Below are 13,585 nucleotides of genomic sequence, written 5' to 3'. Positions count from 1 at the left end.
GCATCATACTTGCGGAGATATAACAGTCAGCCATGTCCAAAATTGATACGAACCGACCGTTTTTGCCTGTGCGTATTGCGGTTATGACTGTTTCGGATTCGCGCACGCTGGAAACGGATACATCCGGTGCCGCTCTTGTGGCGCGGATCGAAGGAGCGGGGCACAGCGTTGCCGCCCGTACCATTGTCTCTGACGATACGGATCTGATTGCAGCACAACTGCGCGCATGGATCGCTGATCCGCTGGTCGATGTGGTCATTACCAACGGCGGCACGGGTGTGACCGGGCGCGACGTAACACCAGAGGCGTTTGAGCAGGTCATGGAAAAGCGGATTGAAGGGTTTGGTGAACTCTTCAGAATGCTATCTTACCAAAAAATTGGCACATCCACCATTCAGTCCCGTGCGGTTGCGGGGGTAGCAGGCGGGACATACCTGTTTGCGCTGCCCGGTTCGACCGGAGCAGTCAAGGATGGCTGGGATGATATTCTGGTTTTCCAGCTCGACAGCCGCCACCGGCCTTGCAACTTTGTGGAGCTGATGCCCCGCCTGCGTGAAGGACTGAAGGAGAACACACACCATGACTGATGATGTAAAGCTGCTGATGCTGGCAGGCGATTATGTTGAAGATTACGAGATTATGGTCCCCTATCAGGCCCTGTCCATGCTGGGTTACAAGGTGGATGTGGTCTGCCCGGACAAAAAGGCGGGGGACAAGGTTCTGACCGCGATCCATGATTTTGAGGGCGCACAGACTTACAGCGAAAAGCCCGGTCATGCCTTTACCCTGACCGCAGATTTTAATGCGATCGATACGGACGAATATCTGGGGTTGATTGTGCCGGGCGGGCGTGCCCCGGAGTATCTGCGCCTGAACCCGCGCGTGCTGGAAATTGTGCGGGCCTTTGCGGACCGGCCAATGGCTGCCATCTGCCATGGGGCACAGTTGCTGGCGGCGGCAGGGGTTATTAAGGGGCGGACGGTTTCGGCCTATCCGGCATGTAAGCCGGAAGTGGAGCTGGCTGGCGGGATTTATGCCGATATTGCGGTAACGGATGCCGTAACGGATGGCGAACTGGTCAGTGCGCCCGCGTGGCCTGCCCATCCGGCATGGCTTGCACAGTTTTTAAAGGTGCTTGGCGCGAACGTCAGCATTTAAGCGGGGTTGCGCTCCTGCCCGGTGTGCGCGGGCAGGAGCGCAAAACCTTTGCCGCCAGAAAAAGCGGCGGCCGGTATGGTTTTTAGTAATCGCTTACGGCAGGGCGGTTGAGCATGGCCATCAGCTCGCGCCGTGTGTCGGAATTATCGCGGAATACGCCCAGCATGGTGCTGGTCACCATGGATACACCGGGTTTGTGTACGCCACGGGTGGTCATACATTCGTGTGCGGATTCAATAATAACCGCCACACCATGGGGTTCCAGCTCGTCATTGATGGTGTTGGCGATCTGGGCGGTCATGCGTTCTTGAATCTGGAGCCGGCGGGCATACGCATCCACCACACGTGCCAGTTTGGAAATGCCAACCACACGCTGCCGGGGCAGGTAGGCAACATGCGCACGACCAATAATGGGAGCAAGGTGGTGTTCGCAGTGGCTTTCAAACCGGATGTCACGCAGCAGGACAATTTCGTCATACCCATCAACTTCGGAAAAAGTCCGGCGTAGCAGGTTGGCGGGGTCAATCTCATACCCGGAGAAAAAGTCCGTGTAAGCACGGGCAACACGGGCAGGTGTGTCCAGCAGACCTTCACGCGTGGGGTCATCCCCAGCCCAGCGCAGCAGGGTGCGCACGGCCTGTTCGGCTTCTTTCTGGGTGGGACGGTCGGTGTTAGGCTCAGGCACGCTCATGCTGCTCTCCTGCTTCAGGTTATTGGAGCTGATGGTTCTGAAAAGGGCTGTCTAGGCTAAAGGCGGGGATGGTGGCATCAAACCGCGTTTTATCAGCAGTGTTTTGCAGCAGAAAAGATCCCCGCATAAACCCGCCGGGCGTGGAAAGGGATGCCCCGGACGTATATTCGTACAATGTGCCGGGCTGAATAACGGGCTGTTCACCCACCACGCCTTCTCCATGCACATATTCCGTGCGGCCGGATGTGTCGGTAATATGCCATGTCCGCTCCAGCAGCTGCACCGGCTTGCTGCGGTCGTTGCCAATACGGATGCGGTAAACCCAGCAGTAAGTATGCTCATCCGGTTCCGACTGGTCAGGCAGCCAGAAGACCTGCACCTGTATGCGAATGCCCTCGGTAATGGCTTCGTACACGGGGAGGGGGGAAAACAGTTCGTTCAGAGCATCTTCCGGGGATTGTGGAAGAGGGGCAACGGCCCAGTCGGCCATGGGTCTCCAGCTCCTGCAAAATGGAAAAAGGTTCGGCCAGACCAGCCGTTCCGTACGCCAGGTTCGCATTGGCTGCGAAGAGCGTGGCAGTATCATGAACAAGTCTGTTGTGCAAAGCGGCATAAACTCTGCCGGGCGTTACTTGCCCCACCAGATGGGCAGTATTGTCCTCCCCCGGTTTTGGTCTGTTCCGGGGGAGGTATGGTTTATGCTGGAGCTATATTGCGGTTTATAGGGCTTTAAGTGCTGCTACGCCGCGTGCCAGATCATCAATCAGGTCCGCGCTATCTTCCAGCCCGACGGAAAAGCGGATTGCACCATCCGTAATACCAAGGGCTGCCCGTTCTTCCGGGCTGATCTTGGAATGGGTGGTTGTTGCCGGGTGGGTTACCAGCGAGCGGGAGTCGCCCAGATTGTTGGAAATTGCGATCAGCTTGAGAGCATCCATAAAGGCAAAGGCTTCTTTTTGCCCGCCTTCAACCGCAAATGCGACCAGTGTGCCATTGCCGCTCATCTGGCGTTGAGCCAGTTCGTATTGTGGGTGGTCCTTGCGGCCGGGGTAGCGCACCAGCTTGATCCCCGGAGCCGATGCCAGATAATCCGCAACGGCTGCGGCATTGCGGGCCATGGCTTCCACACGCAGGGAGAGGGTTTCCAGCCCTTTGAGCATGATCCACGCATTAAAGGGCGAGAGCGCGTTGCCCGTATTGCGGGTAAAGGGTTGCAGGGTTTCGGTTATCCAGTCCTTGCGGCCCAGTACGGCCCCACCCAGCACACGGCCCTGACCATCAATGTGCTTGGTACAGGAATACACAACCACATCTGCTCCAAGTTCCAGAGGTTTTTGGAAAATGGGCGAAGCAAACACATTGTCCACAATCACAATGGCCCCGGCCTTGTGGGCGCGTTGGGAAATGGCGGCAATGTCCAGAATGTCGAGCATGGGGTTGGATGGGCTTTCCAGCAGCACGGCATCCGTGGGGACAGACAGAGCTTCATCCCATTCAGCCAGATTGCCGCCATCCACAAACACGGTTTCCACGCCGTAGCGGGGGAGCAGGTTGTTGACAATCCAGTGGCAGGACCCAAACAGCGCGCGCGAGGCCACAACACGTCCGCCAGCGGTTACGTGGGAGAGCAGAGCGGAGGAAACCGCTCCCATGCCAGTGGCTGTGGTTACGCAGGCTTCTGCCCCTTCCAGATCAGCCAGACGGCGCTCAAGCGCTGCGGTCGTGGGGTTGCCAAAGCGGCTGTACTGGTAATGTGTGACTTCACCTGTAAAGGTTTTGGCGGCCTGTTCGGCATTGTCATACACAAAACCGGAGGTCAGAAAGAGCGCCTCGCTGGTTTCACCATATTCGGTGCGCTCCAGACCGGCATGGAGCTGACGCGTAGCAGGGCGCCACGTCTGGGAAAAAGAAGTCTGGTTATCACTCATGGGATTAGTATCCGGTTCTTTCGTGCCTGATCCAAGCCATGGGGGCAGGCGCAGGACTTGCGTCTGTCCGCAGGGCTTATTCGCTTCAAACTGACCGTGGAAACCATGACGTCGGATAATGCGCGCCGTCAAAGCCTCTTTAGCGCGTTTCTTTTACCTCGCCGCAAGCCGGCCGAACAAATCACGAGGGAAGGTCTCCTTGTGGAAACATTCTGCCTTCTGGTTAATCTTAGTCCTTATCATTCGTCAAGAACGTATTTTATGCCGTTTGAGCAGTATTTTACATAATTTTTTGGTGGTTTTTTGACTAGAGCAGTTCTTCAAGGAGCGGAATAAAGGGCAGGTCTGCCTCCGGCATGGCGTAGTTGCGCAGGTCAGCCGGTGCGACCCACGCCAGTTTTTGCCCTTCCCGCGGGGTAGGGGTGCCTTGCCAGCGGCGGCAGATATACAGGGGCATCAGCAGGTCAAATGTCGGGTATGCGTGGGAAGCAAAGGTAAAGGGGGCAAGGCATGCGCGCGACATGTCCAGCCCCAGTTCTTCGTGCAGTTCGCGCACCAGAGCGGCCTCGGGTGTTTCCCCCGCTTCCACCTTGCCACCGGGGAACTCCCATAATCCGGCCATGCTTTTGCCTTCTGGCCTGCGGGCCAGCAGAATATGGCCCTGCGCATCAATCAGTGCGGCGGCGGATACCAGCACAAGTTTGCGTGGTGCGGGCTGTGCGGTGGCGGGGGTGCTACGCATATCCAGATCACTCCGGTTGGCTTCCATCACGGCAACGGGGAGTTCTGTTCCGCGTGCGGTAAACATCTGCCGGTCTGTGCCGCACTGGCGGAATCCGGCATGTTCAAGCACTTTAATGGAGGCAGGATTATCCTGTGCGGCAGTGGCGCGCAGGGCTGTAATGTCCAGATGGGCAAGAGCCCAGCGGGTTATGCGGGTGGCCGCGTGGGTGGCAATGCCCTGCCCCCAGTAGGGGCGTCCAATCCAGTAACCCAGCAGGCCAATACGGCCAGCCTGAGGCAATGTGTGAAGCCGGACACCAATGCAGCCCAAAAAAGTACCATCGGTGGCGGTAATGGCAAAATGGTAGCCCTCGCCCTCTGCCTGCATCTGGCATGTTGAGGCTATCCAGCTATCCGCCAGATCCCGCGGGTAGGGGAAGGGGAGGCGGCTGAGCATCCGCACCACCTCCCAGTCATTGACGAGGTGGTGCAGGGTTGTCGCATCATCCGGCTGGAGGGGGCGTAGCAGGCAGGGGCCAGCCTCCAGCAACAAAGGTCCTGTGTCAGGCATGGGACTCGCTGGCAGGGGGAATGCCACATTCGACCAGAAGAGCCCTGAGCGCGTTAATAACCGGGAAGACCTCTACGTTATGGTCTCCGCCAAGTTCGCGCCATGCGTTTTGCTCCAGTTCCACAATTTCGCGGTCTTCAGCAAAAATCCGCTCGGTAAAGGCAACAAGGAGGGGCCATGCCATATCCAGAATACCGGGAATTTTCGGCCGTTTGACCGAGAGCAGGCCAAATGTCCGGTTGGTCAGCTCATCCGCGCTTTGGGGTGTGTACACAATCCACAGGTCCATGACCGGGTCTTCATCCCCGGTCTGGATGCGCAGAGTTTGGTAGGGGTATTCCGTGCGGATGGTCATAACATCCCGGTGCTGGAATTTTTCCGACGCATCGCGCCGTTCACCAAAGATCAGCGCTTCACCAAAAGGTTGTTTGCCCCCTGTGCGGGCAAAGCTGTAGCGCGCCTCTACCAGCCCGGGTTCGCGCTTTTGGCCCAAAAAGCGGGGCTTCATCTGTCCCATCTGCTTGGAGTGCATGAACTGGTGGTTCATATCCATCAGGTTTTCATGCATGAAGCTGTAGTGGCAGGCGACCTTGCGGCCAAAATAGCGGGTTTTGTATGCGGGGTTATCGGCCTTGGCCAAATGTGGGGCCAGGGGAACACTCTGGGCTTTTTCCGGGTCGCCGGGGAAGACAAAGATCATACCGTTCTGTTCGCGGCAGGGAAAAGTACGGACCCCGTTGGGGAGCTTGCCCTTGCCCAGATAAGGCACATCAATGCACCGGCCAGAGCGGCCATAGGCCCAGCCGTGGTAGCAGCATTTGACCGAGCTGCCAGAAACAACGCCTTTGCTCAGTGGTACCTGCCTGTGGGCGCAGCGGTCCTCCAGCGCAAATACGGGACCATCCACGGGCCGTACCAGTGCTATGGGCGTGCCTGCGTAGCGGGTGCCAATGGTTTTGCCGGGCTTGAGCTCGCGCGACCAGGCAACCGGATACCAGTAATCCGGATTGGAACGGACCCTGCGGATGTCCGTTGTGCTGGAGCGGGTCTCAGCGTCAAAAGCCGTATCGTCAGAAGTGGGCGGTACTGTCTGGTTCATTTCGCCTCGAATCAAGGTAACCCCCGCAGCATCAGGCCGATGCTGCTATTTGCGAATGTTATCTCAACTCATAGCTTTGTCAGATGCAAGACTACAGAGGATAAGTTGGCCAAATTAATGTGCAGCCAGTTCGGCTGTCAGGGCTTCCATGAACTGGAACGCCACACGGCCGGAGCGGCTGCCTCGGGTTATGGCCCATTCGTTGGCACGGGCCAGAAGAACGTCTTCGCTTATGGGGAGGTTGCGTTCGTGCGCATAGGTTTTAACCATATCCGTATAGGTATCCTGCTCACAGGCATGGAAGCCGAGCCACAGGCCAAACCGATCGGAGAGGGAAACTTTTTCTTCCGTGGCTTCGGAAGGGTTGATGGCGGTGGAGCGCTCATTCTCAATCATGTCGCGCGGCATCAGGTGGCGGCGGTTGGATGTGGCATAGAACAGAACGTTATCCGGCCGTCCGGCAATGCCCCCATCGAGTACGGATTTAAGGGCTTTGTAATCGCGGTCTTCCTTCTCAAACGACAGATCATCGCAGAACAGAATAAAGCGGCGGGGGTTTTCGCGCAGTAAGCTGAGCAGCAGCGGCAGGGTCGTCAGATCCTCGCGCTGGATTTCTATAAGGGCAACACGCCCGGTGCCGGGGGGGCAGGGTTTGCCATCCACCAGATTGACCAGTGCGTGCGCGCCCTTGACCAGAGAGGATTTGCCCATACCACGTGCCCCCCACAGCATGGCATTATTGGCGGAAAGCCCTTGGGCAAAATGGCGTGTATTTTCCAGCAGGATCCGCCGTTGCAGGTCTATGCCTTGCAACAGGTCCACCCGCACATGGGCAACGTGGGGTATGGGCAACAACCGCCCGCGCTCTGGCAGCCAGACAAAAGCATCCGCCGTATCCACACCATCAAGTGTTGCCGGGGGAGGGGACAGGCGCTCCAGAGCCGAGGCAATACGGTCCAAAGTTGGCAGCAGGGTCTGGTCCATCGGCTTTTATTCCTTACTTTAAGGTCATTCTGGCGGTCTTTCGTCAGCATGGGAGCTTGACGCGGGAGGATTGAAAATTATGGTCACTTCTTCTGTTTTCGCAACCAGCCATTGTTGAAGGTCTGTACCCTTATGTCCAATTTTCTTATCCCCGCTGCTTACGCCCAGACAGCCGGAAGCTCTGGCAGTGCTTCGGGGATTATGTCTTTTCTGCCGTTCGTGGCTGTTTTTGCCATTATGTATTTCCTGCTCATTCGCCCGCAGCAGCAGCGCCAGAAGCAGCTGAAGGCAGAGCTCAAGTCCCTCCGTCGTGGTGACCGGATTGTTACTGCGGGCGGTGTTGTGGGTGTTGTGCAGCGCACAAAGGAAGAGTCGAACGAAGTTGAAGTGGAAATTGCTCCCAACGTGCGCGTTATGGTCATGCGGGACACCATTTCCACCGTGCTGACCAGCACAGCCAAACCCGCCAACGACTAAGCGCATCTATCCACCAGCGTAGCGGGCACTCGGGGCAGGCGTTAAAGGAAAGAGACGGGGTCCACATCCACCTCAACCCGGACATGCCTGCTGACCTGCACCAGCCCTAGCCAGCGGTGCAGAATGGGCTGGACCGCAATGCTACGCCATGTTCGCAGCAGCAGGCGGCGGCGGTGTCGCCCCCGCAAAATGGCCAGTGGTGCCGGGGCTGGCCCCAGAACCTGAATACCCTCACCATAAGGTGCTGTACGCCCAAACTGGGCTGCGGCCTCATCTGCGGCCTGGGGTGTGTCCGCACTAATGATCAGGGCGGCCAGTCGGCCATAAGGGGGCCAGAATCCGGGGCGGCGCTGCTCGGCCTCCTGCTCCATGAACTGGTCAAAATCCCCCGAAAGCAGAGCCTGCATAACCGGATGCTCAGGTGTGTAGCTTTGCAGCACAACCCGCCCCGGCGTGGAGGCGCGCCCTGCGCGCCCTGCGACCTGATGCAGGAGCTGGATGGTCCGCTCCCCTGCGCGTAGGTCCGCTCCCCCCAGCCCCAGATCCGCATCCACAATGCCAACCAGCGTAAGGTGGGGGAAGTGCCAGCCCTTGGCCACAATCTGGGTGCCTATAATCAGGTCCACCTCGCGTCGGGCTATTTTGGCCACGGCTTCTGCTGTCGCCGCAGGCCCGCCCAGTGTATCGCTCGACATAACAAGGATACGCGCATCGGGGAAAAGCTGGCGTGCTTCCTCGGTTATGCGCTCGATCCCCGGTCCAATGGCGGTCAGGCTGTCCTCACTTTTGCAGGTTGGGCATACGGCGGGCATTGGCTCCGTATGGTCGCAGTAATGGCAGCTCAGAACGTGGCGGTTGCGGTGTTCCACCAGCCACGCTGTACAATGGGGGCATTCCATGCGGTGGCCGCAGGTGCGGCAGAGGGTGAGCGGGGCATATCCGCGCCGGTTGAGGAAGAGCATGGCCTGCTCTTCGCGCGCCAATGTGCTGGCAATATCTTCCACCAGTTGGGGGGATAGGAACAATCCGCGTGGGGGTGGGGCTGCGCGCATGTCGAGCAGATGAGTCTGGGGCAGGCTTGCACCGCCGTGGCGGGTGGGGAGTACCAGGCGCTGGTAACGCCCGGCCTCGGCATTGGCCAATGTCTCAAGGCTGGGTGTGGCAGAGACCACAACAACGGGAAAGCCCGCCAGCCTGCCACGGAGCACCGCCATGTCCCGCGCGTTGTAGATCACGCCTTCTTCCTGTTTAAACAGGGATTCGTGCTCTTCATCCACAATAATCAGGCCGGGGTTGCAAAAGGGCAGGAACAGGGCTGAGCGTGCGCCAACCACCACTCTGGCAGAACCATCCGCCGCACCCAGCCATGTCAGGCGGCGGGCTTTTTGCCCGATTTCGGAGTGCCATACGGCAGGGCGTACGCCAAAACGGCGTGTAAACCGGTCCATCCATTGGGCGGACAGGGCAATTTCAGGCAGTAGCACAAGGGCCTGTTGCCCTTGCTCAAGGCAGGCGGCAATGGCTTCAAGGTAGATTTCGGTCTTGCCGGAACCTGTTACCCCTTCCAGCAGGGTAACGGAAAAGCATCTGGCATTGACGCTCTGGCGCAGGGCGGTCGCTGCCTCTTTTTGTGCACCTTCCAGCACGGGGGGATGGTGCAGCGGGTCTGGCTGGGCAAAAGGCCGTTCAGGCTCCAGCAGGATCGTGCGTAATGCTCCTGCATCCGCCAGCCCTTTGACCACGCCAGCACTTACCCCCGCAGCACTGGCAATATCGGTTGTGGTGCGGGCCACACCATCTGCCATAAGAGCCAGAACTTTTTGCCGGGCCGGGGTCAGGCGGAGTTCTGCGGGGGGGGGCTGTACTATCCATCCGGTTGCTGGTGTGGGTGTGGAGCCTTTCATGTGCAGGCGCAAGGTCATGGCAAGCACCATGCCGGGGGGGGATAGGGTATAGGCGGCCACCCAGTCCACAAACTGGCGTAATTCTGCATTTAATGGTGGAAGTTCCAGCCGTTCGGCCACGGAGCGCAGGCGGTTGTCCGCCACGGTTTTACCGGAAGGAGGGCGGGCCAGATCGGGGGGCAGGGTGTTGTGTGTGTCCCAGACCACTCCTGTTTCGCGCCGGTTGCCTAACGGCACACTCACAATATCGCCCGGTTGGAGCGCCATGGAGGCAGGTGCTTTGTAGTCGAACGGCCCTGCAAATGGCATGGGCAGCAGCACAGGCACACGCTGGCTTCCAACAGGGGCCGGGTCAGCGCCGGAACCATGTGTAAAAAGAGAAGGATGTGCTTGGGCCATGTTTTTCTGTTTAAGCGTGCAGGCGTGCAAAGAACAGGGGGTGTTTGCCGGGCGTTTTGTTCAAACGTAGAGTATTGGAAGGGCAGGGAGCACTATGAGCATGACGGCTGAGGACGCGGTACAGAAATTTCTGGCATGGATGGCGGTGGAAAAGCGGGCATCGTTGCGAACCATCGATGCCTATAGGGGGGATCTGGCCCGGTTTTTGGCATTCATGACCCTGCATATGGGGGGGCTGCCCAACATGCAGGGGTTGGGTAGCCTTACCCTGCGTGACTTCAGGGCATGGCTTGCGCATGAGCAGGTTCAGGCCCAGCAGCAGGCCAGCAGGCCGCTTGCGCGTAAAACCTCGCCCGATCAGGCTGCACGGACCCGCGCGCGCCGTGTGTCCGCCTTGCGGTCGTTTTTTAAATATCTGGCGCGCAGGGAAGGGGTGGAGAATCCGGCTATCTCTTTACTCCGGCTGCCCCGTACCAAAAAAACACTCCCCCGCCCCCTGGGGAGGGAAGATGCATTGGCTGCCCCGGAAGATATTGCCAGCATGGCCCATACCCCCATGGAAGAGCAGCGCAATGCGACCCTTTTTTTGCTGCTGTATGGTTGCGGGTTACGGATTTCCGAAGCGCTGAACCTGAATATGGCAGACCTGCACAGCATGAGCGCGGATGGTGTTCTGCGCATTCGTGGCAAAGGCAGCAAGGAGCGGCTGGTGCCCGTTCTGCCCGTTGTGCGTGCAGCGCTGGAAGCATGGCGCAGGCGGCACCCGGCTCCAGCACCCGATAGCCCGCTTTTTGTGGGGGTAAGGGGGGGGCGCCTGCAACCCGCCATTGCCCAAAAAGCCATGCGGGAGTGGCGGATAGGCAATGGATTGCCAGACCATGTGACCCCCCATGCCCTCCGCCATTCCTTTGCAACGCATCTTATGGAAGGCGGGGCGGATTTGCGGGTTATTCAGGAGCTGCTGGGCCATGCCAGCCTGTCCACAACGCAACGTTACACACTGGCGGACGAGGCGCGGTTACTCGATGTCTGGACGCGTGCGCATCCGCGTGCGCAAATGGAACGTAATGCGCATAAAAAAGAAGGTTGAGGGTTATGATCACCAACGCACACCGCACCCCATGGCCAGAAATAGAACCCTATGCACAGGGGTATATGGATACGGGGGAAGGGCATCAGGTTTACTGGGAACAGTGCGGTAACCCTAACGGTATTCCCGTTGTGTTTTTGCATGGCGGGCCGGGGGGCGGCTGTTCTGCAGCGCAGCGCCAGCTCTTTGACCCAGCACGTTACCGTATTGTGTTGTTTGACCAGCGCGGGTGTGGCCGTTCTCGCCCCCATGCTTCGCTCGAAGCCAATACAACGTGGCATCTGGTGGCGGATATAGAGCGCCTGCGCAACCTGTGTGGGGTGGATAAATGGGCCGTGTTCGGTGGTTCATGGGGGTCTACCCTTGCGCTGGCTTACGCGCAGGCCCACCCCGAACGTGTGAGTGCGCTGATGTTGCGGGGCATATTTACCCTGCGTAAGGCAGAACTGCTCTGGTACTATCAGGACGGTGCATCCTGGTTGTTCCCCGATAAATGGGAGGACTTTGTGGCCCCCATTCCCGCATCGGAACGGGGAGATATGATGGGGGCATACCGTAAACGCCTGATCTCTGAAAATCAGGAGGAACGGCTGGAGGCCGCTCGGGCATGGAGCCTGTGGGAAGGGCGCACGTTAACCCTGCTCCCCTGCCCGGAAATGGAACATCAGCATGACGAGGCGGATTACGCCTTGGCTTTTTCTCGCATTGAAAACCATTATTTTGTGCATGGTGGTTGGCTGGAGGAAGGGCAACTGATTGCTCAGGTCGATCGTATTCGCCACATTCCAGCCGTGATCGTGCAGGGGCGTTACGATATGGCAACACCCGTGCGCACGGCATGGGACCTGCATAAAGCATGGCCCGAGGCGGATTTTCAGTTAATTGATGCCGCAGGTCACGCCCTGTTTGAACCGGGAATTCTGACAGCCCTGCTCAATGCTACGGATCGTTTTGCACGGGAACTGGCATGAATTTTTTGCAGTGCGTGCAAAGGGGGCTAACAGGCTGGCTCATGTGTGTTGCCGTTATGGCTGCCATGGCTTTGCAGCCCCACAAAGGCAATGCCCAGTCCTGCCACCATCTGGTGGCACGGGTAGCCCTGTATAATGATCAGGGTTTTTTGAATGTACCTGTCAGCCTTAACGGGCACGTTGCGCGGATGATTGTGGATACCGGGTCGGAGGGGAGCCTGCTCTCGCCCGAGGCAGCGGCCCTGTTTGGCACACAGCTGGACAGTACCATGCATACCATTGTGCATGGGACCGGTGGTGTTGGCCGCATTGTACCCAATGCCGTGGTGCATTCCCTGACAATGGCAAAGCTGGAGTTTGGTCCGGTTTCCATGCCCGTTGATGCCCTGCCTGCCGTGCCAAGGACAGAACCTGCCGTGGAAGGGCTGGTGGGGGGGGATCTGCTCTCCCGCTATGATGTGGAATTTGATGTGGCGCACGGTGCGCTCACTTTCTGGTCGGCTGGATCGGCAGAGTGTTCAGGCCCGCAGGGGTGGCATTATATTTACCGGGCCGTACCGTTGCAGAATGCAGGCAGGCGGGTCATCGCCCGTGTGGAACTGGATGGCCACACCTTGCAGGCTCTGGTGGATAGCGGAGCCCGCTCCTGCATTGTTTCCACCCGTGCGGCCGAACGCATTGGGGTCAGCCAGTCCACCCTGGCTACCGACCCCGGCGGACTTACAAGCGGGGTGGATGGTCACCAGCAGACGTACCACTGGCACAGATTTGGTGTGATGCAGATTGGTCAGGAGCAGGAAAAATCCCCCGTGCTGACCGTCGCCCCCGTGCAGGATACGGTGGACATGCTGCTGGGGTCGGACTGGTTTGCAGCACATAGGGTGTGGATTTCGTACCGTACGCACACGCTTTATGTCATGCCCGCAACGGGGCGGGGTAAATAAAAACGGCACTTGGGAGGGTGCCCCCAAGTGCCGGGAAAGGCTTATTCGCCCTTCAGGCGTTTGTTGCAAACGCTATAGTAACCACCGCCTTTTTGAATCCACTTCAGCCCGCCATTGGCATTACTGGCTTTGTTGCTGTTGTACTGGTCAAGGCAGGTTTTCATGCGTGCCTTGCCGGGGCTGAGCTTGGCATACTGTGCTGCAACAGCCGTTGGCAGGGTGGCGTTGGAGGCATCTGCAACAGGTGCTGCTGCGGCCTTGGCAGGTTTGGCAGCTTCCGTGCTGGCTGGGGCTTCCGGTGCAGGAGTTTTGGCTGCTGGAGCCGTTGCAGCCCCTTCCGCCGGTGCTGCATCGCATGTGCTGGTTTTGAATTCCTTAAAGGACTGGCCTTTAAGCGTGTTGGCAGTTTTGGCTTCCTTAAATTTTTCGTGGCACTCCTTCACCGTCATGGCGTGGGCGCTGGGAAAGGAAAGAGCTGTAGCACAGCCAAGCAGCAGGGCAGCCAGTCCGGTGCGGGCAACAACAGTCATGAATAACCTCATGCAAAGAGGACAATTGAGCGGCAGCCCCATGCTGCCTGTTTGTATCAGTATCACGAAAAATCATGCGCAAGGAATGAAAGCATGATGGCTTTTTGCCCGGGGTG

14 protein-coding genes and 1 riboswitch are annotated in these 13,585 nt (G+C 58.5%); of the genes, 6 read left to right on the top strand and 8 right to left on the bottom strand.

What is annotated here, in order from left to right; genetic code table 11:
* Positions 1–32 precede the first annotated feature (32 nt).
* Together moaB and Absy_RS02235 are read left to right on the top strand one after the other, a co-directional pair.
* Positions 33–587, top strand: a complete 555-nt coding sequence (gene moaB / locus Absy_RS02240; protein ID WP_048853105.1) for a molybdenum cofactor biosynthesis protein B — start codon at positions 33–35, stop codon at positions 585–587.
* Positions 580–1,158 carry a DJ-1/PfpI family protein gene (locus tag Absy_RS02235; RefSeq protein ID WP_048853104.1) on the top strand — a complete coding sequence of 193 codons (579 nt, stop codon included), beginning with the start codon at positions 580–582 and terminating at the stop codon, positions 1,156–1,158. Before moaB ends, Absy_RS02235 begins: the two co-directional genes overlap by 8 nt.
* Positions 1,159–1,240: 82 nt before the next feature.
* Here the strand turns inward: Absy_RS02235 and folE are convergent, their stop codons facing one another.
* The 6 genes from folE to Absy_RS02205 form a co-directional block, all read right to left on the bottom strand.
* Positions 1,241–1,849, bottom strand: coding sequence for a GTP cyclohydrolase I FolE (gene folE, locus Absy_RS02230; RefSeq protein WP_048853103.1), 609 nt, complete (start codon positions 1,847–1,849; stop codon positions 1,241–1,243).
* A 19-nt stretch (positions 1,850–1,868) separates the two neighbouring features.
* On the bottom strand, positions 1,869–2,339 hold the full coding sequence (gene apaG / locus Absy_RS02225) for a Co2+/Mg2+ efflux protein ApaG (RefSeq protein WP_048853102.1): 471 nt from the start codon (positions 2,337–2,339) through the stop codon (positions 1,869–1,871).
* Positions 2,340–2,568: 229 nt separating this feature from the next.
* The gene (gene metZ, locus Absy_RS02220) at positions 2,569–3,777 is read right to left on the bottom strand and encodes an O-succinylhomoserine sulfhydrylase (protein ID WP_048853100.1); all 1,209 of its coding nucleotides are present in this window, start codon (positions 3,775–3,777) and stop codon (positions 2,569–2,571) included.
* A gap of 118 nt (positions 3,778–3,895) precedes the next feature.
* Positions 3,896–3,975, bottom strand: a riboswitch (SAM riboswitch).
* Positions 3,976–4,084: 109 nt separating this feature from the next.
* A complete protein-coding gene (gene mutT / locus Absy_RS12845) occupies positions 4,085–5,071 on the bottom strand; it encodes an 8-oxo-dGTP diphosphatase MutT (RefSeq protein ID WP_048853098.1) in 987 nt (328 codons plus the stop codon).
* Positions 5,064–6,170 carry an aromatic ring-hydroxylating oxygenase subunit alpha gene (locus Absy_RS02210; RefSeq protein ID WP_048853097.1) on the bottom strand — a complete coding sequence of 369 codons (1,107 nt, stop codon included), beginning with the start codon at positions 6,168–6,170 and terminating at the stop codon, positions 5,064–5,066. The genes mutT and Absy_RS02210 overlap by 8 nt, the downstream gene beginning before the upstream one ends.
* A gap of 114 nt (positions 6,171–6,284) precedes the next feature.
* On the bottom strand, positions 6,285–7,154 hold the full coding sequence (locus Absy_RS02205; RefSeq protein ID WP_048853096.1) for an ATP-binding protein: 870 nt from the start codon (positions 7,152–7,154) through the stop codon (positions 6,285–6,287).
* 132 nt (positions 7,155–7,286) lie between these two features.
* Between Absy_RS02205 and yajC the strand changes: the two genes are divergently transcribed.
* Positions 7,287–7,631: a preprotein translocase subunit YajC gene (gene yajC, locus Absy_RS02200; protein ID WP_048853095.1), complete on the top strand. Its 345-nt coding sequence runs from the start codon at positions 7,287–7,289 to the stop codon at positions 7,629–7,631.
* Positions 7,632–7,672: 41 nt separating this feature from the next.
* On the opposite strand, the gene Absy_RS02195 is transcribed toward yajC, so the two are convergent.
* Positions 7,673–9,934, bottom strand: coding sequence for a primosomal protein N' (locus Absy_RS02195; RefSeq protein ID WP_048853094.1), 2,262 nt, complete (start codon positions 9,932–9,934; stop codon positions 7,673–7,675).
* Positions 9,935–10,034: 100 nt separating this feature from the next.
* On the opposite strand from Absy_RS02195, the gene Absy_RS02190 reads away from it, so the two are divergent.
* Genes Absy_RS02190 through Absy_RS02180 form a run of 3 tightly spaced genes read left to right on the top strand, consistent with a single transcriptional unit; the run spans position 10,035 to position 12,939 of the window.
* On the top strand, positions 10,035–11,024 hold the full coding sequence (locus tag Absy_RS02190) for a tyrosine recombinase XerC (protein WP_048853134.1): 990 nt from the start codon (positions 10,035–10,037) through the stop codon (positions 11,022–11,024).
* A gap of 5 nt (positions 11,025–11,029) precedes the next feature.
* Complete coding sequence (gene pip / locus Absy_RS02185) at positions 11,030–11,995, top strand: prolyl aminopeptidase (protein ID WP_048853093.1); 966 nt, start codon at positions 11,030–11,032, stop codon at positions 11,993–11,995.
* Positions 11,996–12,036: 41 nt separating this feature from the next.
* Positions 12,037–12,939, top strand: coding sequence for a retroviral-like aspartic protease family protein (locus tag Absy_RS02180; protein WP_181015889.1), 903 nt, complete (start codon positions 12,037–12,039; stop codon positions 12,937–12,939).
* 41 nt (positions 12,940–12,980) lie between these two features.
* Here Absy_RS02180 and Absy_RS02175 read toward each other — a convergent pair whose 3' ends face one another.
* Positions 12,981–13,469: a hypothetical protein gene (locus Absy_RS02175; protein ID WP_048853092.1), complete on the bottom strand. Its 489-nt coding sequence runs from the start codon at positions 13,467–13,469 to the stop codon at positions 12,981–12,983.
* Positions 13,470–13,585 lie beyond the last annotated feature (116 nt).

The organism is Acetobacter syzygii (assembly GCF_000964225.1).
GTDB classification, from domain to species: domain Bacteria; phylum Pseudomonadota; class Alphaproteobacteria; order Acetobacterales; family Acetobacteraceae; genus Acetobacter; species Acetobacter syzygii.
This window is presented reverse-complemented; position numbering and strand designations above follow the sequence as displayed.

Excerpts from the sequence above, each read along its gene's own strand:
- moaB (WP_048853105.1), top strand. The coding sequence starts at position 33 with ATGTCCAAAATTGATACGAACCGACCGTTTTTGCCTGTGCGTATTGCG.
- Absy_RS02235 (WP_048853104.1), top strand. The coding sequence starts at position 580 with ATGACTGATGATGTAAAGCTGCTGATGCTGGCAGGCGATTATGTTGAA.
- folE (WP_048853103.1), bottom strand. The coding sequence starts at position 1,849 with ATGAGCGTGCCTGAGCCTAACACCGACCGTCCCACCCAGAAAGAAGCC.
- apaG (WP_048853102.1), bottom strand. The coding sequence starts at position 2,339 with ATGGCCGACTGGGCCGTTGCCCCTCTTCCACAATCCCCGGAAGATGCT.
- metZ (WP_048853100.1), bottom strand. The coding sequence starts at position 3,777 with ATGAGTGATAACCAGACTTCTTTTTCCCAGACGTGGCGCCCTGCTACG.
- mutT (WP_048853098.1), bottom strand. The coding sequence starts at position 5,071 with ATGCCTGACACAGGACCTTTGTTGCTGGAGGCTGGCCCCTGCCTGCTA.
- Absy_RS02210 (WP_048853097.1), bottom strand. The coding sequence starts at position 6,170 with ATGAACCAGACAGTACCGCCCACTTCTGACGATACGGCTTTTGACGCT.
- Absy_RS02205 (WP_048853096.1), bottom strand. The coding sequence starts at position 7,154 with ATGGACCAGACCCTGCTGCCAACTTTGGACCGTATTGCCTCGGCTCTG.
- yajC (WP_048853095.1), top strand. The coding sequence starts at position 7,287 with ATGTCCAATTTTCTTATCCCCGCTGCTTACGCCCAGACAGCCGGAAGC.
- Absy_RS02195 (WP_048853094.1), bottom strand. The coding sequence starts at position 9,934 with ATGGCCCAAGCACATCCTTCTCTTTTTACACATGGTTCCGGCGCTGAC.
- Absy_RS02190 (WP_048853134.1), top strand. The coding sequence starts at position 10,035 with ATGACGGCTGAGGACGCGGTACAGAAATTTCTGGCATGGATGGCGGTG.
- pip (WP_048853093.1), top strand. The coding sequence starts at position 11,030 with ATGATCACCAACGCACACCGCACCCCATGGCCAGAAATAGAACCCTAT.
- Absy_RS02180 (WP_181015889.1), top strand. The coding sequence starts at position 12,037 with ATGTGTGTTGCCGTTATGGCTGCCATGGCTTTGCAGCCCCACAAAGGC.
- Absy_RS02175 (WP_048853092.1), bottom strand. The coding sequence starts at position 13,469 with ATGACTGTTGTTGCCCGCACCGGACTGGCTGCCCTGCTGCTTGGCTGT.